We start from the raw sequence: 20,590 nt of genomic DNA, 5'->3' as shown, positions 1-20,590 counted from the left end.
GTCAGCGCCCGTTCGCGCCCTTCAGGCGCGACTTGACGACCAGCGGCTGGATATAGGGCTCGAGCGACCTGAGCGTATGCGCCAGCGCACCGCGCATCTCGTCGACCGTCGCCGCACCCGCCGCCATCATCTCATGGCGGGCCGCCTCGTTGGTCAAAAGGAAATTAACGGCGCCGGCCAGCATATCGCGGTCGCGCACCAGCTTGGCGCCGCCGCTATCGAGCAGGCGCTGATAGGCCTCGCGAAAATTCTGGACGTTGCGGCCGGCAAGCACCGCGGTCTCCAGCATGGCTGGTTCCAGCGGGTTCTGGCCGCCCTCGGAAGTCAGCGAACGGCCGACAAAGGCAATTTCCGTCAGCCTCAGATAAAGCCCCATCTCGCCGATCGTGTCGCCGAGCAGAATATCGGTGTCGGCGGTGATCCTGTCGCCCTTGCTGCGCTGCGCCAGCTTCAGGCCCATGCCGGAAATCTGGGCGGCCAGCTGCCCGGCGCGATCGGGATGGCGCGGCACGATGATCGTTAAAAGCCCGTGGTGGCGCTTGTGCAGCATGGCGTGAACTTCGGCGGCGACCGCCTCTTCGCCGTCATGGGTCGAGATCGCCGCCCAGGTCGGGCGGCCGCCGATCTGGCGTTTCAGCGCCGCCAACGCCCGCTCGTCGGCCGGCGGCGGCGCGGTGTCGACCTTGAGATTGCCGGATACAGTGACCGGCCTGGCGCCGAGCGAAAGGAAGCGCTCGCCATCGAGGTCCGACTGGGCAACGACATGGGCGAGATTTTCGAACAATGCTTCGGCAATGTTGGCGCGCTTCTTCCACGACTTGAAGGAGCGGTCGGACAGCCTGCCGTTGACCAGAACCTGCGGCACGCGGCGGGCGCCGAGTTCCAGGATGGTCATCGGCCAGATCTCCGATTCGGCGATGATCGCCAGGTCCGGCTGCCAATGGTCGAGGAAGCGGCTGACCGCCGGCTTGAGGTCGAGCGGCACATATTGGTGGATGATGCGGTCGCCCAGCCGTTCTTCGGCGACCTGCGCCGAGGTGACCGTGCCCGTCGTCAGCACGATGTTGACGCCGTAATCGAGAATGCTCTCGACCAGCGGCACGACGGCGATGGTCTCGCCGACGCTGGCTGCATGGATCCAGATCACCGGGCCTTCGGGGCGCTCGCGTCCGGCGACGCCGTAGCGTTCGCGCCGGCGAATGCGATCCTCCTTGCCTCTGGAAGTACGCCAGGCGACATAAGGCCCGGCCAACGGGTAGGCGGCCGCCCCCGCGAAACGGTATGCGGTCAGGAAGGCGCGCGCCCAGCGCACACTCATTTCGAACCGTCCACAAGGCGATAGGCCTCGGCGGTCGCGGCATTAAGCGAGGCCGTGACCTCCTGGCGCTTGCGTTCCATTTCGGGGGCGTCGGCGTTGGCCGGCACGAAGACAGGCGTGCCGACGACGATCGAGGAGCGGCCGAAGGGCAGGTTGATCGTCGTCTTGTCCCAGCTGCCCTCGATCACCTTGCGGCGGCTGGTGGCTATCGCGGCAGGCAGGATCGGCCGGCCGGACAGCCGCGCCAGAAGGACGACGCCGAGCCCCGCATCGCGCGGCGTGCCGTGGGGAATATCAGCAATCATGGCGACATTCTTGCCGGTGGCGAGCGACTTTTTGAGGGCGATGAGCGCCTTGGCCCCGCCCTTGTCGAGATGCCTTGCGCTTTCGCGCCCGCCAGAGCCGCGCACCGCCTCGATGCCGAATTTCTCGACCATCAGCGCGTTGAGCTCGGCATCGGCGCTGCGCGATACCATGGCAACCAGCGGCCGTCCCTTGGGATAGTAGGCCGGGGTCAGCAGGTGCTGGCCGTGCCAGAGCGCGATGATGCCAGGCTCGAGCTGCGCATAGGCGCCGCCGGAAAACTTGGCCGATCCGTCGACCATGCGGTTGGTCAAGCGGACAAGGCGGACGAAATACGCAAACAGCGCGGCAAGCGCATTCTTGACGAATCGCGACTGCGCCAGCGGTTCGCGGATCTTGCGCCAGAACGTCTTCGGCTTGCGACGTCTGACCGCCGACCGCGGGGCTGATCGCTTGACCGCTTCATGGTTCATCGATGTCAACCGACAGCCTTGTTTTCGGGGTCGAGGAGGCGGTGCAGGTGAACGACGAAATAGCGCATATGGGCGTTGTCGACGCTAGCTTGCGCCTTGGCCTTCCAGACGGCGTGCGCCGATTGGTAGTCCGGATAGATGCCGACAATATCGAGCGCGTCGAGATCGCGGAATTCGGTGCCGCCCAGCTTCTTGAGTTCGCCGCCGAACACCAGGTGCAAAAGCTGCTTCTTTCCGTCTTCAGCGGCCATGTCGATCCTTCACATATCGTGAGTTTGGGACAGGTCTAGACCAAAGCCGCCGACTTTGGAACTATTGATAGTGGTCAATTGTCCAGCCCGGCGATGACGCCGGCGAGCACGGCGAGGAGTTCGCCGCTGCCGGCGGCAAGCGGTCCGTGACGGATCACTTCGCCGGCATAGAGCGGCGCGCGGCCATGCCGATCGAGCAAGGCGCCGCCTGCCTCGCGCAGGATGAGATCGGCCGCGGCGATGTCCCAGTCATGTGCGTTGGCCTTGACGAAGGTGGCATCGAGCTGGCCGCCGGCGATCATCGCCAGCCGGTAGGCGAGCGAAGGAATATAGGGCACGCGCTTCAGCCGTTTGTGCCATTTCGCCGGCATCAGGTCGATCATCGCCTTCGGTCCGGCGATTTCGGCCGTTTCCGCCGGCGGACGCACGCTGATGCGCCTGCCGTTCAGGAACGCGCCCTCGCCCGGCAGCGCCCAATAGATTTCGCCCTTCGCCGGGCAGTCGAGTACACCGGCAAGCGTTCGACCGTTCTCGACCACCGCGACGCTGACGCACCATGTGGGCAGGCCCTCGAGGAAGCCGCGCGTGCCGTCGATCGGATCGACGACGAAGGTGCGGCGCGCGACAAGCCTTACCGGGTCGTCGACGGTTTCCTCCGACAGCCAGCCATAATCCGGCCGGGCCGCCAGCAAGGTCTCGCGCAGATATTTGTCGGCGGCGTGATCGGCTTCGCTGACCGGCGAGGTGCCGCCCTTCATCCACACTTTTGGATTGTTGTTGAAGTATTGCATGGCGATGAGCCCCGCCTCGCAGGCGGCATCGCGCAACAGCTGCAGGTCTTCAGTAGCGCCGGCCGAGACGGCCGGGTCAAGCTCCGGCAAGGGTCATTCCTTCGATCAAAAGCGTGGGCGCGGCGGTGCCGAAATTGCGGTCGAGATCGCTCGCCGGAACCATGTTGAGGAACATCGTCTTCAGATTGGAGGCGATGGTCACCTCGGCGACGGGATAGGCCAGCTCGCCATTTTCGATCCAGAAGCCGGAAGCGCCGCGGCTATATTCGCCGGTCACCATGTCGACGCCCTGGCCGAACACTTCGGTGACGTAGAAGCCGGTCTTGAGCGACTTGATCAACTCTTCCGGCGTATTTTCCCCGGGCTCGATGGCGAGATTGGTCGACGACGGCGAGACCGACGAGCCGCTGCGCGAGCCGCGCCCATTGGTGACGAGGCCGAGTTCCCGAGCCGCCGAAGTCGACAGGAACCAGTGGTTGAGCACGCCCTTGTCGACCATGAACAGTTTTTCGCCCTCGACGCCTTCGCCGTCGAACGGGCGCGAGGCCTGTCCACGGCGCCGGAGCGGCTCGTCGGTGACGGTGATTGCGGCCGAAGCCACCTTCTTGCCCATCATGTCGCGGAGAAAGCTGGTCTTGCGCGCCACCGCGGCGCCATTGATGGCACCGGCAACGTGGCCGGCAATGCCGCGCGCCACACGCGGATCGAACACCACGTCGACAGGCCCGGTCGCCGCCTTGCGCGCGCCAATGCGGCGTACAGCGCGCTCACCGGCCTTGCGGCCGATGTCTTCCGGCGCGTCGAGATCGGAAAAATGCTGGCGCGAGGAGAATTCGTAGTCGCGCTCCATGCCGGTGCCCTCGCCGGCGATCACGCTGGTCGAGCGCGAAAAACGCGAGGCGACGTAATGGCCGACGAAGCCGTGCGAGGTGGCGAGCACCAGGCCGCCAAGCCCGGCACTGGCGCCACTGCCGGCCGAATTGGTGACGCCCTTGACGGCAAGCGCCGCCGCTTCGGCGGCAAGCGCTGCTTCCTTCAACTGGTCCGCCGACACCTCGGTGGCGTCGAACAGATCGAGGTCGCGCGGTTTCTTGACCAGCAAGGCCGAGTCGGCGAGGCCCTGATAGGGATCCTCGGGGGACACCTTGGCCATGGCGACCGCGCGCTCGGCCAGCATATTGGGGTCGGATGCCGCTGTTGCCGAAACGCTGGCTACCCGCTTGCCGACGAAGACGCGCAGCGAGACGTCCTCGCTCTCGGACGCCTCTGTGCCTTCGATCTTGCCAAGCCGCACCGACACGCCGGTCGAGCGGCCGCGTACCGCAACGGCATCGGCGGCATCGGCGCCGGCCCGTTTGGCAGCCTCGACCAGGGCCGCGACGCGATCGGTCAGTTTCGCTGCGTCGAGCGTATCGGTCATGCGCATGATCCTGTTATTTCCGGCCGGCTGAAGGGCAGCCGCTGCTGCACCATCTATTGTCCCGATGCCGCTTCTGCAATGGGAGAAGCGGACAATCAGGAGGCATCTAGCCCCAGGTCGGCGCGACCGATCCAGAGATGGTGCGTCCTTCCAGACGCACAAAGGACGGCTTAGATCCGAGGTGGCCGTGACCGAAAGCCGCGACGGCGGCACCGCTGCCGGCGACGAGTCGAAGATGCGGCGCGTGCGACCGTCAGCCTGTAGAGTTGGGATCGGCTGGATCCACCCACGGGCGGCCCAACCGTGTCACCATCGCCGCGTACCCGACGGCACCTGCCGCCCAAAGGAAGATGCCAAGCTCTTTGACAGCGTCTTCCGCGATGTCGACCGCCGAACCCGGGCTAGGAAACAGCTCTCCCAGCTGGTCGATCGCTGCTGACATCGCGAGTAGGAAGCCTGCGGCCACAAATACGATCGAGCCGTCGAATGTCTTCCGTCGCAGCCGAAAGAACCAGAACAACCCGGCGACGGCGTAGGCAATCATCGTAACAATCTCTGGTATCGCGACAAACGGCAGCACGTCCTCATGGATCAACAACAGGTCATCGAGGCCCATGACCAAGGTAAGGCCGCCGAGAAACGTGCAATCCCATCGGTGCGTGAGCAGACCGGCAAACAGGGTCGCCGCGCCGGTGCCGATCCACAGTGAAGCACCTAGGGACGAAATCCACCCCGTATAGAAGCCGACATCCGCGGCTGCAGATGGATCTCGATAGAAGATTGTAGCGTCCAGACCAAGAGTTTGCGCGACGAACAGCGCGGCCAAGAGCATCACAACATTAATCGCCACGGCCGCAAGTATGACCAGGCGCCAGGACATTGTCCATTCGCTGCTATGTTTTGCGTTCAGCGCGTTTTTGTCTGGCATTGTGCCGAAGGCCATTCTGAGTACGACGGCCGATAGCTCCGCGGCGCCGAGAACCCCGCCAGCACTATGCCGGCCCACCATGATCGTGGCAACACACGGAACGGTTGCAGCGTCTCGCACATGACGAGGTCGTCGCGGTGCAGTTCCTGGCCAGCGCCAACCAACGCACCATGCCGCTCGAAATGTTCATCGGCTTGCGCGAAAAGCTCTCCCCGGCAATAGCGCCGCCGCCACGCTGATGATGGGGCTGTCGATAATCCTCCTGGTCGTCGCCAATCTTCTGGCTCGACGGAGCCGGCGGCGGCCTGGACCGACCATCTGATCCTGGCTTTCAAGCCGGGCGAGATCGGCTTGTCCAACCTTCCTCAGGGACCAGCCACCGGCGTCCAGATCACGTCGTCGATCCTGAGCGCGCCGGTGGCGAGCATCACCAGCCGGTCGAAGCCGAGCGCCGCGCCGCTCGCCTGCGGCATGATGGCGAGCGCGGCGAGGAAATCCTCGTCGATCGGGTAGCGTTCGCCATAGACGCGCTGCTTCTCATCCATTTCGGCGGCAAAGCGTCGGCGCTGCTCGGCCGGATCGGTCAATTCGCCAAAGGCGTTGGCGAGTTCGATGCCGCAGCAATAGAGCTCGAAACGCTCGGCGGTGCGTGGATCGTCGGCGCTCGGCCGGGCCAATGCCGCCTCCGAGATCGGATATCCGAAAAGAATGGTAGCGCGCCCCTGCCCCAGCGCTGGCTCGATTTTTTCGACCATCACCCGGCTGAACAGGTCGGCCCAATTATCGTCGGGCGCGGTCCGCAATCCGGCCTGGACCAGGGCGGCATGCAACCCCGCGCGGTCGGTGTTGCCATCGGCCGCAACCGTCGCCAGCAGATCGATGCCGGCATGGCGCATGAAGGCTTCGGCGACGCTCAACCGTTCCGGCCCGGCGAACGGATCGGCCTCACGGCCGCGGAAGCTAAAACGCTTCGCTGCGGCCCGTTCGGCCGCCAGCGCTACGAGCTCGGCGCAATCGCGCATCAGGCTCTCATAGGTCTCGCCGACACGGTACCATTCGAGCATGGTGAACTCAGGATGGTGCAAGGGGCCGCGCTCGCGGTTGCGCCAGACAGCCCCGAGGCTGAAGATGCGCTCCTCGCCGGCGGCAAGCAGCTTCTTGCAGGCGAATTCCGGCGACGTGTGGAGGTAGAGCGGCTGGCGCTGCCCGTCCGGCCCGATCGCCTCGGTGGCAAAGGCCGACAGGTGCGCTTCATTGCCGGGCGAGACCTGCAGGGCCGATGTATCCACCTCGACGAAGTCGCGGCGGGCGAACCAGTCGCGCATCCCGGCGGCAATGGCATTGCGCAGGATCAGCCGCGGCCGGCGGTCGGCGTGGACATGCGGCGTCCACCACGGCGAGGCGGCGGTCATCGGCTTCAGGGGAATTGCACAGAGGGCTGGCGATTGCGGCCAAGATGCGCTAGGCCGCACGCAACGGCCTCTCCAGCCGATTTGCGCCAACAAATTTTATCAGGATGGAAACCCGTGAAGGTCATCGCCAGCTCCTTACGCAAAGGCAACGTCGTCGAAAAGGACGGCAAGCTTTATGTGATCCTCTTTGCCGAAAACATTCATCCTGGCAAGGGTACGCCGGTCACCCAGCTCGACATGCGGCGTATCTCCGACGGGGTAAAGGTTTCCGAGCGTTACCGCACCACCGAGCAGGTCGAGCGCGCCTATGTCGAGGAGCGCGAGCACACGTTCCTATACCGTGACGGCGAAGGCTTTCACTTCATGAATCCGGAGACTTACGACCAGGTCGCGGTGCCGGAAAGCGTGGTCGGCGACATGGCGCCCTATCTGGTGGAAGGCATGCCGGTGCAGATCTCGCAATACAACAACATCGCCATCTCGCTGGTACTGCCGCAGCGCGCCACTTTCGAGGTGGTCGAGACCGAGCCGGTGACCAAGGGCCAGACGGCGTCCTCGTCCTACAAGCCGGCAACGCTGTCCAACGGCGTGCGTACCCTGGTGCCGCCACACATCAGTGCCGGCACCCGCGTGGTGGTGATGACCGCCGATGGCGCCTATGTCGAGCGCGCGAAAGATTAAGGCGCGAAGTCTGACACGCCTCGCCGAAGGCGTCGCGGCGGCCGGTCATCGTCTACCGCTTTGTGCCAGGGGCTTTCGAGCATTGGGACGCTGCACGCGGACCGAAGCGTCAACGCCCTGCCAGTTCTTTCCTATTGCACGACGCCAGCGGGCAATCTCTGAGCCTCGAGCAACGCCGACCGTCCCTTTCGCCAGGTGCCAGGTGGAATGCCGACGAACTTTTTGAAGGCGCGATTGAAGGCGGCTTCCGACTCGTAGCCGACCTCGGCACCCGCTTGCGCGATGCTCATTTCGGGGCGTTCGAGCAAGCGTCCTGCCAGTTGTAGACGCCAGCGAGCAAGATAGTGCATGGGCGAGACCTCGACATAGTGGGTAAAGCGGCTCGCAAACGCCGTGCGCGAGAGCCCTACTTCGCGGGCGAGCCGGTCCAATGTCCATTCCTCCCTGGGGCGAGCGTGGATGAGCCGGAGCGCCTCGCCGACATGTGGATCCCGTAGGCCTGACAGCCAGCCGCGCGAATCGTCGGGCAGGGTCTCGAGATGGCGGCGGATGATCTCGACAAACATCAGCTCGCTCAGCTTGGCGAGGATCGTCTCACAGCCCGCCCGCCCACTGCCACCTTCGGCCAGCGCCAGCCGAAAAAGGTCGATAACCCAACTGCTTCCATCGGCGGGCTTGCGGGCACACAGGATGGCCGGCAATGCGGCCAGGAGAGGATTGAAGGGACGTGCATCGCAGCCAAGATACCCGCAAATGAACCGGGTCCGCTCGTCTCCGCCGCCACCATGGATCACCGCGAACGGCAGGCTCTCGTCTATCGGCCGATAATACATCGCCATATTGGGTTCGCCCCGCGCCCCCGGCGAGGAGCTCAACACGTTCGGAACACCACCGGGGAAGACAACGACATCACCGGCGTTCACGAGCACCGGGGGCACCGAATCGTCTCCCAGCGCGGCCCAGCACGAGCCCGACATCACGGCATGAAAAGAAATGATGTGCTCTGCCTCCGGCATGATGGCGGCGGCAATGTCGGCCGTGCCCGGCGACTCGCCGACCCAGGGAGAGCTGGCGTCAACGTCGAAATAGATCGCACCGGTGAGGCGAACGGCTCGGAGCACATCGGAAAGGACATCCATCGCTACACCTCCGGAAACGATCGGCTACTCCCTTTGACAACGAGTTTTTCCGCCAGGCATCTCGAACTATCCGGCAATATGGCCGCCCGAGCAACTATCCATCCGGTCTAATCCTACTCTGAACGATCGGGCAACAGAAATGGACGATGTGACATTTGCGGGAACAGCGGACGGGATTAGCGTTTCATCGGCGGCCGACAGGTCCAATAACAGGGAGGAATGTCATGAACGATGAAGACATCACCAAATTCGCAGCAAGCCTGCGAGGCGAAGTCATCCGCGCCGGCGACGCCCGCTATGACGAGGCCCGCAAGCTCTACAACGGCATGATCGACAAGCGGCCGCTGATCATCGCCCGCTGTGTCGACGTCGCCGACGTAATCACAGCGGTGAATTTCGGCCGCGACAACAATTTGCTGGTTGCGGTACGTGGCGGCGGCCATAATGGACCAGGATTGGGGAGCTGCGACGACGGTCTGGTGATCGACCTGTCGGCGATGAACGGCGTGCGCGTCGATCCGGATGCCCGCACGGCGCGGGTAGGCCCGGGCTGCACTCAGGGCGACCTCGACCATGCCACCCATGCCTTTGGCCTGGCCGTACCGGCGGGCATCATCTCGACCACCGGGGTCGCCGGACTGACGCTGAGCGGCGGCCATGGCTATCTGACGCGCAAATATGGCCTGACCATCGATAACCTGGTCGAGGCCGATGTCGTGCTTGCCGACGGAAGCTTCGTCACCGCCAGCAAGGAGCGGAACCCCAACCTGTTCTGGGCACTTCGCGGCGGCGGCGGCAATTTCGGCATCGTCACCAGCTTTGTGTTCAGGCTCCACCGGGTCAGCATGGTCTTTGCGGGGCCGATCGCATGGGATCAGCGCCACGCCCGCACCATCATGCAGCATTATCGCGAGTTCCTGCCGAACGCGCCCGAAGAACTCGGGATCTTTCTCGGGCTCAAGACCGTCCTCTCGAGCGCACCCTTCCCGGAAGAGTTTTGGGGAAAGCGGATGTGTCTGCTGATGTGCTGCTACAACGGCCCGGAGGAAAAGGGCAGAGAGGCGCTGGCCCCGCTGCTCGATGCGCTGCCCGCGCCCTGGTTCAACTGGATGGGAACGATGCCCTATCCCGCGGTGCAGAGCATGTTCGATGGGCTCTACCCGAAGGGAATGCAGTGGTACTGGCGGGGCGATTTCGTCAAGACGCTGTCCGACGAGGCGATCGACGCCCATCTCGAGCAGGCGGCGAAGACGCCGAGCGAGCTATCGCTCATGCATCTCTACCCGATCGATGGTGCGGTCCATCGCGTCGGCAAAGACGAGACACCCTGGAATTACCGTGATGCGACCTGGTCGATGGTCATCGCCGGGATCGATCCGGACCCACAGAAAGCGGGGCCGGTGACGCGCTGGACCAAGGCCTACTGGGAGGCCGTGCATCCGTTCGATCTGGGTGGCGCCTACCTGAACTTCATGATGGATGACGAGGGCGATGCAAGGCTCAAGGCGGCTTATGGCGACAACTATGAGCGCCTGGCTACGCTGAAGAAGAAATACGACCCTAACAACCTCTTCCGGGTGAACCAAAACATTCGACCGGCTGCTTGACGGCGCCTCTCGTCAGGCCGGCAAGCGTACCGGCCGGCCCAGCTAAGGCTCGGCCGGTACGATAGCTTGCCGGTCAGGACGCTCTGATCCAGACCAGCATCTCGCCGGAATCGTGGTGTCCCGGGCGAAATACGGCATGGTGACTTTTGCTGCCTCGACCGCCGGTGATTTTTCAAACGCCTCTTTCCTGTCAACAGCCGACAGCGTGACGACGCCGCGGGGCACGTTCGAGAGCTGACTACATTTGAAACCAGGCCAGACGACCGCCGAATGGCGTCCAATGAGCCATGCCGGCTGCTTTTCAGGCTACCCCGCGTTTCTGATCGTGGTGGGCCGCGTACTGTCCATGCACAAGTCCGGACCTGTTTGGCGACACCATCATTGACTTGATCGTTCGCACATGATCGACAAAATGACCCGGAAATGACCGAGATACAAAGCTTTCCTTCAGTTGTGCATCAATAAGCCGCGACAATTTTTTAGCAATCTTTAGGCAAATTCTCAGGTTTATCGACAAACAGCAGACAATTCGGCAGCAGACAATTCGACACAACGGTCTTTACTGGATTTATGTGGATGGCAATGCATCCCTACTTGACACCGGGACAAGCTGAAGAGCTATGCTGAACATCGGTCGCAAGTTTGCGCGGAGGGAATCTGTTCATGGATTTCATCGAGAGTTGGTTTGGTATTTCCCCTGACGGCGGCGACGGATCGACCGAAGCTCTCTACATACTTGCCGTTGTCGCAATATTGGCGCTCGCATTCCACAAGCACATCGTGCAGTTCGCGCGCGGTTTCTTCGCGCGGAAATAGCCCGCGTACCGTTCGAGCCCAGCTTTATTCGTCTGACCAGAGTACAAACGGCACCAGTCGTCTGACACTCCAATACACTGTTGCCGCGCGAATCCCGTTGTTATCAGAGCGTTGCCCTGCGTTAGCTTCAGAGGGGAAGTCGATGCGAGGAATAGCGGCAATCCTGCGAGCACTGTTCTCCGCCTGGATTCCGGCACTGATCGAGATGGCTCGCCGTTTCTGTCGCCGGTGGCGGCTAGGGGGCGACCGCCGGGTCGACCAGAAAGGGTCCCGGGCGCATTGCGTACCGATCGATCACCCTGCTTTCTGCCGGCCTGACCCGCTGATCTACGATCAGTATTACCTGACCGGCCTTGGTCTCGCGGTCACCTGGGATAATCCCGATATCGAGCTACGCCAGGGTGGTGTGCCCGTTCCCGCCGGCAGGTTGCAGGCGGATACCGACTACGAGGTGCGGGTTCGCGTCTGGAACGCCTCCCCGGATGCCGTCGTCGTCAAGATGCCGGTCCATCTGTCCTATCTGTCGTTTGGCATCGGAACCGTGTCGAATCCGATAGCCACCAGGCCGGTCTCGGTCGGGGTGATCGGATCCGCCAGCCAGCCTGGGTTCGTCTCCTTCGACTGGCATACGCCGCGGCAAGCAGGTCACTATTGCCTGCAAGCTTTGCTCGACCCGGCCGATGACGCCAACTTCGCCAACAATCTCGGGCAAGAAAATACCGATGTCGGACTGGCCCAGTCGCCAGCAACATTTCAGTTCGAGTTGCGCAACGCTACCCGTCGGCCGCAGCGGTACCGGTTCACCGTCGATGCCTACACCATTCCGCCGCTCGGCCCCTGTCGCGACGACCGGCAGCCAACGGAAGAGACCGCCAAGGCGGAGCAAAAGCGCCGGTTGGCGGCACACTTGCCGTCAGCTCATCCCCTGCCGCCGGGCTGGAAGGTCGAGATTTCGCCTGACCTGCCGTCGCTGGCGCCGGGCGAACAGGTGACGATCACGGCGGTCGCTACGCCGCCGGACGGCTGGACCGGCCGGCAGGCCCTCAATCTGAATGCGTTTGACGAGGGTGACCGCGCCAGCGGCGGCGTCACCTTGACCGTCCTCAGCAGCTTGGAGCCGTGATGGCCACCGACGACAAATCCTGGACCAAGTGCACGACCGCCGACGAGGTGATTTCGGTCAACCAGTACATCAGCGCGGCGATTACCAGCGGCATATTCGCAGCCGTGATGGTCGTGGTGGTGGTCGCGATGGGCGAGCCGTGGTGCATACCGATCGCGCTGGTGGTGACTGAGATTGTGTGGATTCTCGCTTATTGCGACTGGTGGCTCAACAAACGGCTGGTTTGCCTGGGCGAGCCGGTGAGTATCGTCGGCATGGTCATCAGCATCGAGCCGCCGTCGGAAAAGACCTGGCCAGGAAGCCTGGACTCCGACTACAGCCTCAATTTGCTGCTGCCGAACAACCCGGTGGGCGTCTCCCAGGCCGTTGCCGCCGCCAGTGCCCCGTTCGGCTATCTGATGGCCGAAAACGCAATCACCTCCTCGCACGGCTTTCTGTTCCCGGGGAACCCGGCGGAGGACAAGGTGACCGGAGTAAAGTCAGAGGCGCTGCATGTGGAGTTAGAAGGGGCATCGATCCATGACCTGCAGACCGTCAACATCCTCGCCCTAGCCGCGGCATTGATTGCGCTGGCGGTATGCATGTCGGGCGTCGGCGCGGTCGTCGCCTACGTATTGGCGCTTCTCGCCTTGCTCGCTTCGCTGCTCGGCGCGGCCTTCAGCAGTTCGGACACCGCCAGTCCGAGCGATGCCGGCCTGCCGAGCATCGAGACCAACAAGGGCGACGGAACCGGAGCGACAATCCTGGGGGTGACCGGCCGGTGGGTCTATGATGCCGGACACATCCACGACAGCTTTCATGAAGGCCACAACGAACTGCATCCGGTCCAGCAGGCCCAGATTCTGGGACGGCCATGGGACGGCGACTGGCCCGACGATATCGACGAAATCGTTCGGGGCTACCAGGACGGCTACGCGCAGTCTCAGGATCCGCTCACCAAGGCGCAACAGGCCCGGCCCGGCTCCCGGTGGTCGGTCCATCCCTATGTTGACGGCTGCAACGACACCGTCCGGCCAGATCAGCCTCCGCACTAAGCCAGTCAGGCTGTTGGACACGATAGTTCGAATCCCGATACCGCGCTGGTTTACTCGGCCCTTGAGAATCCTTCAGCCTTCGGCAACATGGCGGCGAGGCTGAGAGCATGAGGATGAGCAAGGTCATTTCCGCCGCATCACGGCGTTCGCCGCGCAAGACACCGATGGCGCTGACCGAGGCGCTGGTCGCCCGCACCTTGCGTGCGGTCGAGGATGCCGGGCCGACGCCGGGCATGGTCTACATGACCGATGCCGATTACGCGCGCATTCGCGACGAGGTGCTGGCCGGCGCGCCGGGCGGGCCGGTGAAGCTGTTCGCCTATGGCTCGCTGCTGTGGAAGCCGGCCGGCGAGGTCAGGGGTGGCGAACGGGCCGTGGCGACGGGCTGGCACCGTTCGTTCTGTTTTACAGTGCAGCGCTTCAGGGGCACGATCGAGCAGCCCGGCCTGATGATGGCGCTCGACCGCGGCGGCCAATGCCAGGGCATGGTGTTCGAGATCGCCGAGCCGGTAGCGGCCAATCTCGAAACGCTGCTGCGCCGCGAGATGACCATCCTGCCGGCCGTCAACGTGCCGCGCTGGCTGCAGGTCAGGACGGGCGACGGCACGGGCCAAGCGCTTGGTTTCGTTGTCGATCCCGGCAATCCGCGCTATGCCGGCAAGCTCGAAAAGCGAGCGATAGCGGCGACCCTGGCCACGGCCGTCGGCCATTGGGGTTCGGGCGCCGAATATCTGTTCGAGACCATTCGCCATCTCGACGCCTGCGGCATCCGCGACCGCAATCTCTGGCAGTTGCAGGAACTTGTGGCCGAGGAGATCGGTCGGGCGCTGCCGTCGGGCTTCATTCGTCCCTGAGCCAGACCAGCACTCGTCGGGCTCCCAGGCGAAATCGATGTTGTGCAGGTCGACGAGATGTCCCGCGCGCTCGCCGATGGCAGTATCGAGCATCGTGTGTCCTTCCTTCGGTTCTATGCCAGTGTGTTCGTCCATGCGCCGACAAAGGGCGGCAGCATGATGCACGTCTGCTGCTCGACAGCCTCGTTGCGCAGCCGCTCGGCGAGGGTATCGACTTCCACCTCGGCGGCGGTTGCGGTACCGACTGCCTCGGCCATCGGCAACAGGCTGCGCAACGTGCCGGCAATGTAGTCGTAGATCGGCGAGTCGGGTCCACTGCCGGCGAGGCCGGCGGAGTTCATCCGCGGCGCCGGCAGCCCTGCGCCGGCGAACACCATGGGCAGCCTGCCACCCATGTCGACCTCGAAACCCGCGCGCTCGATCGTGTCGATGATCCAGCCGCGGCATTTGCCGAACAGCGGCGCCTCTGGAAAACTGCGGGTGAGCGGCATCGCCATTTCCTGGACGGCGACGATGCCGCCAGGCCGCAGGAAACCGGCAAGCCTGCGCAGGGTTGCGGCCGGGTCGGGCAGATACATCAGGACAAGCCTGCCGATCACCGCATCGAAGCTCCCGTCGGGCGAGAATGTATCAAGCTCGGCCGTCGTGAAACGTGTCCAGTAACACTGGCCGGATTCAGTGGCGCGCCGCTCGGCAATGTCCACAGCCTCTGCCGAGCGATCGATACCAAGCACCCTTCCCGCCGGTCCGACCAGCCTTCCGGCCAGCAAGGAGACATCGCCTACGCCGCAGCCAATGTCGAGCACGCGCATGCCGGGTCCTATGCCCGCACTGCGCAGGACATGCTCGGTAAGGTCGTGAATGAGCGCTCCCTGCAGCTCCAGGCGCTTGAATTCGCTTTGCGTGTAACCCAACGCATAGGGACGCGGATCCATGGGGCTCTGATCACGGTCGGTCTTCGGCGCATGTTCGGCAAGCAGATTGTACATGTTTGACTCCATGATCGATTTATCCGGGATTTGTGACCGCTGGGCAGCCTGATGACCGCCCGGGGCCCGACCGTCACGATCGGAGATCGGTGCTACAACGTGATTTCCGGAATCGGGAATTGCGTTACGACTGAAACAGGCGCCCGTGCCTGGGGTACCACGCAAGCGGAGAACCACCCTGCGCCCGGCGTTCGGACGCCACTATGATTTCGGCGCCCGCGGAACGAACACGATATGCGGCGTCTTCGGCGGACGACCGGGCGGCACATAGTCCGGAACCGGCGTATCGTCTGCCGGGAGCGAAAGCACATATCGGTGGATGGCGCGCAGGTCGGGCTCGCTCATGGCACGCAGGTTGAACCATGGCATGGGCGGGCGCGTCTCGATCGTGCGCGCGAACTGTACCCAGTCGTCCTCGTCCATGGTCCGCAAAAATTGGCGAAGATTGGTCGGGTAAGTCGTACCCCACGGCCCGTTGAAGCCGAGCGAATCGCCGATCAGCCATCGATCCTGCGGAACGTTGCCGGCCTTCTCCAGGTACCCTGGCGTGTGGCAGTCGTTGCAGCCGCCGATTTTCACCAGGTATCGACCGTGCTCGATCGAAGCGGTCGCGGAGGGCGTGCCGACCTCACCCTGGTTGAGCGTTGCGGCGGTGAATGCCGCGGCCAGGCCGAGGGCGGCAATTGCGATGAGAGCTCTTCGTGTCATCAGCTTCTCCGCTGCTATTTGATGCCGACGATCATCGAGTGAGGCCCGGCGAGATGCTCGCAGCGGACCTCCGCAAAGCCCGCCTGCCGCATCCAGCCCATGCCGTCGGCGCGCGTGTAGTCGAACCCGCCATTGGTGTTGACCAGCATGTTGAGGCTCATCAGCAGACCCGCAGCGTTGTCCCGTCGCTCGTCATCGATGATCTGGTCGTAGACGATGAGCACGCCTTGCTTCGGCAGCGCGGAATGGGCCTTTGCCAGCAGCGCGCGCTTCACCTCCAGGTTCCAGTCGTGCAGGATATGACCCATCACCAGCACGTCGGCAGAAGGCAGCGGCTCGGCAAGGAAGTCGCCGGGATAAAACCGAAGCCGGTCTGCAAGTGCGCGCCGCTCCACATAGGCCTCGAACACCGGCCGCATCGGCGGCAGGTCGAAACCGCCGCCGGTGAGATGCGGATGGGCGCGGCCGACCTCGACCGGAAGCCTGCCTTCGGCTGTGCCGATATCGATGAAGGTACAATAGTCCGCCCAGGGAAAATGCCGGGCGAGCGCCTCCGCCACCTGGAGGCTGCCGCCGGTCATCGCCTGCGCGAACATCTTTACCTTGTCCGGGTCCGAAAACAGCATGTCGAACAGATCTTCGCCGTCCTGGGTGCCGTTTTGCGGTTTGCCCGTCCTGAGCGCGTCGGTAAGCGAGCCCCAGTTCGCGTAAAGCAGCTGACCGGCCCTGGCGAGCATCCCGCCAACATAGGTCGACTTGTTGCGGTCAAGGTAGCGGTCAGTCACGGGCGTGTTGCAGTAGACGTTGCCCTCGCGCTCAAGCATGCGCAGCGCAACCAGCGCGTCGAAGAAATCCTGCGCTCCACGCTCATGCAGTCCGAGCCGGTTTCTCAGTGTTTCCCCTTCGAGGGGTCCGGCCGCCAACTCCGTGAAAAGGTCAAGTTCGACGGCGCTCAGCAACGTCTTCGATGCCCAGAAGCCGAGGCCGAGTTGCATAAGGCTTTCGGGCGACAGTTCTGCGACGTCATTCGCCTGTTTCGTTACCTCGGTGATGTTTGCGTCCATAAGATTTCTCCTTCCTCAAGAGACCATGACCTCCCAAAAAACCGGTTCCCGGTTTTTCGGGATCATGGTCTGGGCGCGGGAGGACCATCGACTGGCCCGGCTACGGGTCGATTTCAGCCAGCTGGGATTTTGGTTACGGTTGTAACGAAGAAATCCGGCCGGCCGTGATCAGCCTGAATGCAGATGGCGGGCAAGACATTGTGCGACGGCGGCCGACAGCAGCGGCTTCTTGATGACTTCGCTTATGCCGGCCGCCGTCAGTTGGCGCGACCGCAGCTGACGGCCGTAACCGGTCATCAGCACGACCGGAAGGTCGGGCCGGATCTTGTGCAACCGGCCGGAGAATTCGATCCCTGTGATGTCGGGCATGACCTCGTCCGTCAGCACCAGGTCGAAGCGTTCCGGATCGGCGCGGAATGCGCTGAGAGCCGCGGGGCTGCGGTCGAACCCGACCGGCTCGTAGCCGAGCGCGGCGAGCATTTCCTCCGCAAGTTGCATCAGCGGCGTGTCGTCGTCGACGACGAGGATCGTCTCGCCGTTGCCATGCTTGACCGGCACCTCGGCGGCGTCGCTCTCGTCCTCGTTCTGGGTTGCTTCGGCGGCCTCGATCCGCGGAAAATAGATCTCGAAGGTCGTGCCTTCGCCGGGCTTGCTGTTCACGTCGACCGCGCCTCTGTGCGCTATGACGATGCCGTGCACCGTCGACAGGCCGAGCCCGGTGCCTTGCCCTGCCGGCTTGGTCGTGAAGAACGGCTCGAAGATACGCTCGAGCGTCGCCTGATCCATGCCGCTGCCGGTGTCCCTGACGGCAAGGCGGAGGTAGCGCCCGGCAGGCAGGTTGCCGTGCGATAGCATCCGCGCCTCGACGAATTCCGTCGTGTCGAGACCGATTTCCAATGCGCCGCGGTTGTTCATCGCCTGCGCCGCGTTGGTGCCGAGGTTCATCACCACCTGCTGAAGCTCGGTCGGATCGCCCATCATCGCCGCATCCGCGGCTGCAAGACGCGTCTGCACTGAAAGCGTGGCGGGGAACGAGGCGCGCAGCAGGTCGATCGCTTCGGCAACCACGGCTTCCGCCCGCAGCGCGTGATGCTGCCGCTCGTGACGACGGCCGAAGGCGAGGATCTGCTCGGTGACGTCCTGCGCCCGCCTGCCGGCCTGCATGATCTGCTGGACGTAGCGCCGCGCGCGCGACTCCTTCAGCAGCACCGCCAGCGCCATCTCGCTGTAACCAAGGACGGCACCGAGGATGTTGTTGAACTCGTGCGCTATGCCGCCGGCGAGCGTCCCGATCGCTTCCAGCCGTTGCGACTGATTGAGCCGCGCCTGCAGTGCCTCACGCTCGCGTTCGTTGTGCTCGCGCACGATGGCATTGGCGAAAATCTCGGCCGCGGTGCGCAGCAGTGCAATGTCGTCGTCGGCCCAATGCTTTTCGTGCGTGACGGTATCGAGAGCCAGAAAACCCAACCGCTCGCCGGCATGCCACATCGGTATGCACAGCCACGATCGAAACTGGTGTGCCTGCAGCGATGCCTTCTCCCGCCCCTCGGGAAGCTCGCCGACGCGGGGAACGTCGATGCAGCCCTGCCGCTCGTGGTCGGCCAGCGCCCAGCGTGAAGCCAGCTCGATCATGTCCCTCGACAGGCGGGCCGGCCTGCTCCCGCCCGGACGGCGATAGAAGTAGCCGCCGGAAGGATCGGCGATGTGGCTGACGAAAATCTGGGCGCCGTCGAGCCCGGCATGTTCGACCAGGCGCGCGAGGCCCTTGCTGATGCCGGCGCGGATGCGGTCACGCGGCAGATTGATGAACTGCGTGGAGATCGAGGCGATCAGGCCCTCGAATTCCAGCCGCTCGCGCAGGATCCGCGCGTTGCGGCGCAGGCGGGCGAACAGGTAGGCGACATAGCCGACGAGGCCCAACGCGGCGACATAAAGCAGCGTCTGGAACAGTTCGGCCCGCGCCGCGGCCCGCCCATGCGCACCGAGATAGACGTCCTGCAGCGCGCGAGCCCGCTCGCTCGTCGGCGCGGTCTGCAGGCGGGCGACGAGATCGTCGACCGCCGGAAGCCTGGTGACGATAAGCCGGCCGTGGGAGACGAGCGAGAGTACATCGCTTGCAGGCACGGCATCGACGGAGGGCCTTGCCAGCCGGTCGAGTGCGGCGGTTACGGCTTTTGCCGCATCCGGCTGGGGATCGCTGATAAACCGCGACATTGCGACCATCAGGGCTCCTATCTCGACCGCTCGAAGGCCGTCACCCTCGCTCGTGAGACGACCGCTCATATAGTTGAAAAAGTTCAGCGAGTTCTGCAGCAGCGCGTTATCGGACTTGAACCTCTCGACGAGCGCTTCCTCGTCGCGGATCGCGGCGATGACTTCGGCGATCCGCTTGTCGATGTCCGCCCGTGTTTCGCCGCTTGCTGCGTCGCGGGCAGCCGGCAGCGTCTGCGTCGCCTCATCCAGGTTCTCGATCGACCGCACAAGCGGATCGTAGCTGCGCAGCAGCCCCGCGCGTGCCCGCAACACATCGCGCTGCAGCGCGGCGTTATAGAGGATGACGGTCCTGAGCGCATCGAGCGTGCGCTCGTGGCGCGCCGCATCGGGAGCCGTGCCCTGCACCAGGAGGTAGGTCAGGGCGATGAGCAGGCAGGCAACGATCGGCGCCAGGATGCGTAGCGACTTCATTGCTGCAGACGATCGGCTGCGCTGGTCAACGGCCGGCCGCGATACTCGCCCGTCAGTGTCCCGAGGAATTCGACGATGAGATCGGCATCGCGCTGGTCGAGCTCCCGGCCGAGTTGGTTGCGCGCCATGATCTTCACCGCGTCTGCGAGCGATGCGGTGCGGCCATCGTGAAAATACGGCGCTGTCACCGCGACGTTGCGCAGGCTGGGAACACGGAACACATGGCGGTCGCTCTCGGCGCCGGTAACGGCGAAGCGGCCGAGATCCGCCTTGGTCAGGGTCTTCTGGCGAGCGAAGGGATCCTGGAAGATGCCGAATTTCTGAAACAGATTGCCGCCTACGTTGGCGCCCTGGTGGCAGGCGACGCAGCCATACGCTTTGAACAGTTGATAGCCGTGCTCTTCGTCGGTCGTGATGGCGTCGCGTTCGCCCTTGAGATAGCGGTCGAAACGGGCATCGGGCGTGATCAGCGACCGTTGAAAGACAACAAGCGCATCGAGCACGTTTGTCCGGTCGGGAATGGCGCCGTAGACCCTCGCGAACCGCTGCGAATACTCAGCATTCGAGCGAAGCTTGGTCAGCAATTCCTCCCAACTCGTATTCATCAGCCTGTCATCGAGCAGGGCCGCCTCGTTCTGCTCCTCGAACGTGCGGAAATTGCCGCGCCAGTTCAGCCGGAAATCGAGCGCCGCGTTGAAGACGGTCGGCGTGTTGAAATCGAGCGGCTTGCCATCCGCCGCCACGGAACGGGCCAGACCGTCGTCGCCGCTGAGATCGAGCCTGTGACAGGAACTGCAGGCGACGACATCGCCATGCGACAGGCGGGCATCGTTGAACAGGCTCTCGCCAAGCGCGATCTTCGCCCGCTCGGAGGGGCCGCTGGCCGTGATCGGTGCAATCGGCTCGCCCATCGGCGGGGCCGGCTGATTGCTCTGGGCCAACGCAAAAGGTGCCGCTATTGCCAGGCAAAGCGGAACAAAAAGCCCCGCCCGAA

At 63.9% G+C, this 20,590-nt stretch carries 20 protein-coding genes; 7 read left to right on the top strand and 13 right to left on the bottom strand.

What is annotated here, in order from left to right:
* Position 1: 1 nt before the first annotated feature.
* From waaA to NKH41_RS21200, 6 genes are all read right to left on the bottom strand, one after another.
* Positions 2 to 1,318, bottom strand: a complete 1,317-nt coding sequence (waaA, locus tag NKH41_RS21225; RefSeq protein WP_352474386.1) for a lipid IV(A) 3-deoxy-D-manno-octulosonic acid transferase — start codon at positions 1,316 to 1,318, stop codon at positions 2 to 4.
* A complete protein-coding gene (locus NKH41_RS21220) occupies positions 1,315 to 2,094 on the bottom strand; it encodes a lysophospholipid acyltransferase family protein (protein WP_352933775.1) in 780 nt (259 codons plus the stop codon). The genes waaA and NKH41_RS21220 overlap by 4 nt, the downstream gene beginning before the upstream one ends.
* A gap of 5 nt (positions 2,095 to 2,099) precedes the next feature.
* Positions 2,100 to 2,345, bottom strand: a complete 246-nt coding sequence (locus NKH41_RS21215; RefSeq protein ID WP_023674378.1) for a DUF4170 domain-containing protein — start codon at positions 2,343 to 2,345, stop codon at positions 2,100 to 2,102.
* Positions 2,346 to 2,419: 74 nt separating this feature from the next.
* A complete protein-coding gene (locus NKH41_RS21210) occupies positions 2,420 to 3,226 on the bottom strand; it encodes a 3'(2'),5'-bisphosphate nucleotidase CysQ (protein ID WP_352771562.1) in 807 nt (268 codons plus the stop codon).
* Positions 3,213 to 4,556 (bottom strand): TldD/PmbA family protein, encoded by a 1,344-nt coding sequence (locus NKH41_RS21205; protein ID WP_352933772.1) that lies wholly within the window; start codon positions 4,554 to 4,556, stop codon positions 3,213 to 3,215. Before NKH41_RS21205 ends, NKH41_RS21210 begins: the two co-directional genes overlap by 14 nt.
* 253 nt (positions 4,557 to 4,809) lie before the next feature.
* Entirely contained in the window at positions 4,810 to 5,499 is a 690-nt protein-coding gene (locus NKH41_RS21200; RefSeq protein WP_352685493.1) for a DUF8692 domain-containing protein, read from the bottom strand.
* 89 nt (positions 5,500 to 5,588) lie between these two features.
* Here NKH41_RS21200 and NKH41_RS21195 point away from each other — a divergent pair, with 89 nt between their 5' ends.
* The gene (locus NKH41_RS21195; protein ID WP_352474393.1) at positions 5,589 to 5,723 is read left to right on the top strand and encodes a hypothetical protein; all 135 of its coding nucleotides are present in this window, start codon (positions 5,589 to 5,591) and stop codon (positions 5,721 to 5,723) included.
* Positions 5,724 to 5,849: 126 nt separating this feature from the next.
* Here NKH41_RS21195 and epmA read toward each other — a convergent pair whose 3' ends face one another.
* Complete coding sequence (gene epmA, locus NKH41_RS21190; protein ID WP_352933770.1) at positions 5,850 to 6,896, bottom strand: EF-P lysine aminoacylase EpmA; 1,047 nt, start codon at positions 6,894 to 6,896, stop codon at positions 5,850 to 5,852.
* Positions 6,897 to 7,010: 114 nt separating this feature from the next.
* On the opposite strand from epmA, the gene efp reads away from it, so the two are divergent.
* Positions 7,011 to 7,577, top strand: coding sequence for an elongation factor P (efp, locus tag NKH41_RS21185; RefSeq protein WP_023674374.1), 567 nt, complete (start codon positions 7,011 to 7,013; stop codon positions 7,575 to 7,577).
* A 131-nt stretch (positions 7,578 to 7,708) separates the two neighbouring features.
* Here efp and NKH41_RS21180 read toward each other — a convergent pair whose 3' ends face one another.
* Positions 7,709 to 8,716 (bottom strand): AraC family transcriptional regulator, encoded by a 1,008-nt coding sequence (locus tag NKH41_RS21180; protein ID WP_352685496.1) that lies wholly within the window; start codon positions 8,714 to 8,716, stop codon positions 7,709 to 7,711.
* A 224-nt stretch (positions 8,717 to 8,940) separates the two neighbouring features.
* Between NKH41_RS21180 and NKH41_RS21175 the strand changes: the two genes are divergently transcribed.
* The 5 genes from NKH41_RS21175 to NKH41_RS21155 all read left to right on the top strand — a co-directional run bounded on the left by NKH41_RS21175 (position 8,941) and on the right by NKH41_RS21155 (position 14,150).
* Entirely contained in the window at positions 8,941 to 10,323 is a 1,383-nt protein-coding gene (locus NKH41_RS21175; RefSeq protein WP_352541563.1) for an FAD-binding oxidoreductase, read from the top strand.
* Positions 10,324 to 10,986: 663 nt separating this feature from the next.
* The gene (locus NKH41_RS21170; RefSeq protein ID WP_352474399.1) at positions 10,987 to 11,139 is read left to right on the top strand and encodes a hypothetical protein; all 153 of its coding nucleotides are present in this window, start codon (positions 10,987 to 10,989) and stop codon (positions 11,137 to 11,139) included.
* A 142-nt stretch (positions 11,140 to 11,281) separates the two neighbouring features.
* On the top strand, positions 11,282 to 12,262 hold the full coding sequence (locus NKH41_RS21165; protein WP_352771568.1) for a hypothetical protein: 981 nt from the start codon (positions 11,282 to 11,284) through the stop codon (positions 12,260 to 12,262).
* Positions 12,262 to 13,296, top strand: a complete 1,035-nt coding sequence (locus NKH41_RS21160; RefSeq protein ID WP_352771569.1) for a hypothetical protein — start codon at positions 12,262 to 12,264, stop codon at positions 13,294 to 13,296. The genes NKH41_RS21165 and NKH41_RS21160 overlap by 1 nt, the downstream gene beginning before the upstream one ends.
* A 113-nt stretch (positions 13,297 to 13,409) precedes the next feature.
* On the top strand, positions 13,410 to 14,150 hold the full coding sequence (locus tag NKH41_RS21155) for a gamma-glutamylcyclotransferase (RefSeq protein ID WP_352771571.1): 741 nt from the start codon (positions 13,410 to 13,412) through the stop codon (positions 14,148 to 14,150).
* A 113-nt stretch (positions 14,151 to 14,263) separates the two neighbouring features.
* Here NKH41_RS21155 and NKH41_RS21150 read toward each other — a convergent pair whose 3' ends face one another.
* The 5 genes from NKH41_RS21150 to NKH41_RS21130 form a co-directional block, all read right to left on the bottom strand.
* Positions 14,264 to 15,151 carry a class I SAM-dependent methyltransferase gene (locus NKH41_RS21150; RefSeq protein ID WP_352771573.1) on the bottom strand — a complete coding sequence of 296 codons (888 nt, stop codon included), beginning with the start codon at positions 15,149 to 15,151 and terminating at the stop codon, positions 14,264 to 14,266.
* Between the two features lie 189 nt (positions 15,152 to 15,340).
* Positions 15,341 to 15,847: a hypothetical protein gene (locus NKH41_RS21145; protein WP_352771575.1), complete on the bottom strand. Its 507-nt coding sequence runs from the start codon at positions 15,845 to 15,847 to the stop codon at positions 15,341 to 15,343.
* Positions 15,848 to 15,861: 14 nt separating this feature from the next.
* Positions 15,862 to 16,911 carry a methyltransferase gene (locus tag NKH41_RS21140; protein WP_352771577.1) on the bottom strand — a complete coding sequence of 350 codons (1,050 nt, stop codon included), beginning with the start codon at positions 16,909 to 16,911 and terminating at the stop codon, positions 15,862 to 15,864.
* Between the two features lie 168 nt (positions 16,912 to 17,079).
* Positions 17,080 to 19,596 carry a two-component system VirA-like sensor kinase gene (locus NKH41_RS21135; protein ID WP_352771579.1) on the bottom strand — a complete coding sequence of 839 codons (2,517 nt, stop codon included), beginning with the start codon at positions 19,594 to 19,596 and terminating at the stop codon, positions 17,080 to 17,082.
* The gene (locus NKH41_RS21130; RefSeq protein ID WP_352771581.1) at positions 19,593 to 20,507 is read right to left on the bottom strand and encodes a cytochrome-c peroxidase; all 915 of its coding nucleotides are present in this window, start codon (positions 20,505 to 20,507) and stop codon (positions 19,593 to 19,595) included. The genes NKH41_RS21135 and NKH41_RS21130 overlap by 4 nt, the downstream gene beginning before the upstream one ends.
* Positions 20,508 to 20,590: the final 83 nt, after the last annotated feature.

Origin of the sequence: Mesorhizobium sp. M1169 (assembly GCF_040318345.1) — a bacterium.
Classification (GTDB): Bacteria; Pseudomonadota; Alphaproteobacteria; order Rhizobiales; family Rhizobiaceae; genus Mesorhizobium.
This window is presented reverse-complemented; position numbering and strand designations above follow the sequence as displayed.

What these genes read in the sequence shown, in the direction of transcription:
- waaA (WP_352474386.1), bottom strand. Translation starts at nt 1,318, where the DNA reads ATGAGTGTGCGCTGGGCGCGCGCCTTCCTGACCGCATACCGTTTCGCG.
- NKH41_RS21220 (WP_352933775.1), bottom strand. Translation starts at nt 2,094, where the DNA reads ATGAACCATGAAGCGGTCAAGCGATCAGCCCCGCGGTCGGCGGTCAGA.
- NKH41_RS21215 (WP_023674378.1), bottom strand. Translation starts at nt 2,345, where the DNA reads ATGGCCGCTGAAGACGGAAAGAAGCAGCTTTTGCACCTGGTGTTCGGC.
- NKH41_RS21205 (WP_352933772.1), bottom strand. Translation starts at nt 4,556, where the DNA reads ATGACCGATACGCTCGACGCAGCGAAACTGACCGATCGCGTCGCGGCC.
- NKH41_RS21200 (WP_352685493.1), bottom strand. Translation starts at nt 5,499, where the DNA reads ATGGCCTTCGGCACAATGCCAGACAAAAACGCGCTGAACGCAAAACAT.
- epmA (WP_352933770.1), bottom strand. Translation starts at nt 6,896, where the DNA reads ATGACCGCCGCCTCGCCGTGGTGGACGCCGCATGTCCACGCCGACCGC.
- NKH41_RS21180 (WP_352685496.1), bottom strand. Translation starts at nt 8,716, where the DNA reads ATGGATGTCCTTTCCGATGTGCTCCGAGCCGTTCGCCTCACCGGTGCG.
- NKH41_RS21175 (WP_352541563.1), top strand. Translation starts at nt 8,941, where the DNA reads ATGAACGATGAAGACATCACCAAATTCGCAGCAAGCCTGCGAGGCGAA.
- NKH41_RS21170 (WP_352474399.1), top strand. Translation starts at nt 10,987, where the DNA reads ATGGATTTCATCGAGAGTTGGTTTGGTATTTCCCCTGACGGCGGCGAC.
- NKH41_RS21165 (WP_352771568.1), top strand. Translation starts at nt 11,282, where the DNA reads ATGCGAGGAATAGCGGCAATCCTGCGAGCACTGTTCTCCGCCTGGATT.
- NKH41_RS21160 (WP_352771569.1), top strand. Translation starts at nt 12,262, where the DNA reads ATGGCCACCGACGACAAATCCTGGACCAAGTGCACGACCGCCGACGAG.
- NKH41_RS21155 (WP_352771571.1), top strand. Translation starts at nt 13,410, where the DNA reads ATGAGCAAGGTCATTTCCGCCGCATCACGGCGTTCGCCGCGCAAGACA.
- NKH41_RS21150 (WP_352771573.1), bottom strand. Translation starts at nt 15,151, where the DNA reads ATGGAGTCAAACATGTACAATCTGCTTGCCGAACATGCGCCGAAGACC.
- NKH41_RS21145 (WP_352771575.1), bottom strand. Translation starts at nt 15,847, where the DNA reads ATGACACGAAGAGCTCTCATCGCAATTGCCGCCCTCGGCCTGGCCGCG.
- NKH41_RS21140 (WP_352771577.1), bottom strand. Translation starts at nt 16,911, where the DNA reads ATGGACGCAAACATCACCGAGGTAACGAAACAGGCGAATGACGTCGCA.
- NKH41_RS21135 (WP_352771579.1), bottom strand. Translation starts at nt 19,596, where the DNA reads ATGAAGTCGCTACGCATCCTGGCGCCGATCGTTGCCTGCCTGCTCATC.
- NKH41_RS21130 (WP_352771581.1), bottom strand. Translation starts at nt 20,507, where the DNA reads ATGGGCGAGCCGATTGCACCGATCACGGCCAGCGGCCCCTCCGAGCGG.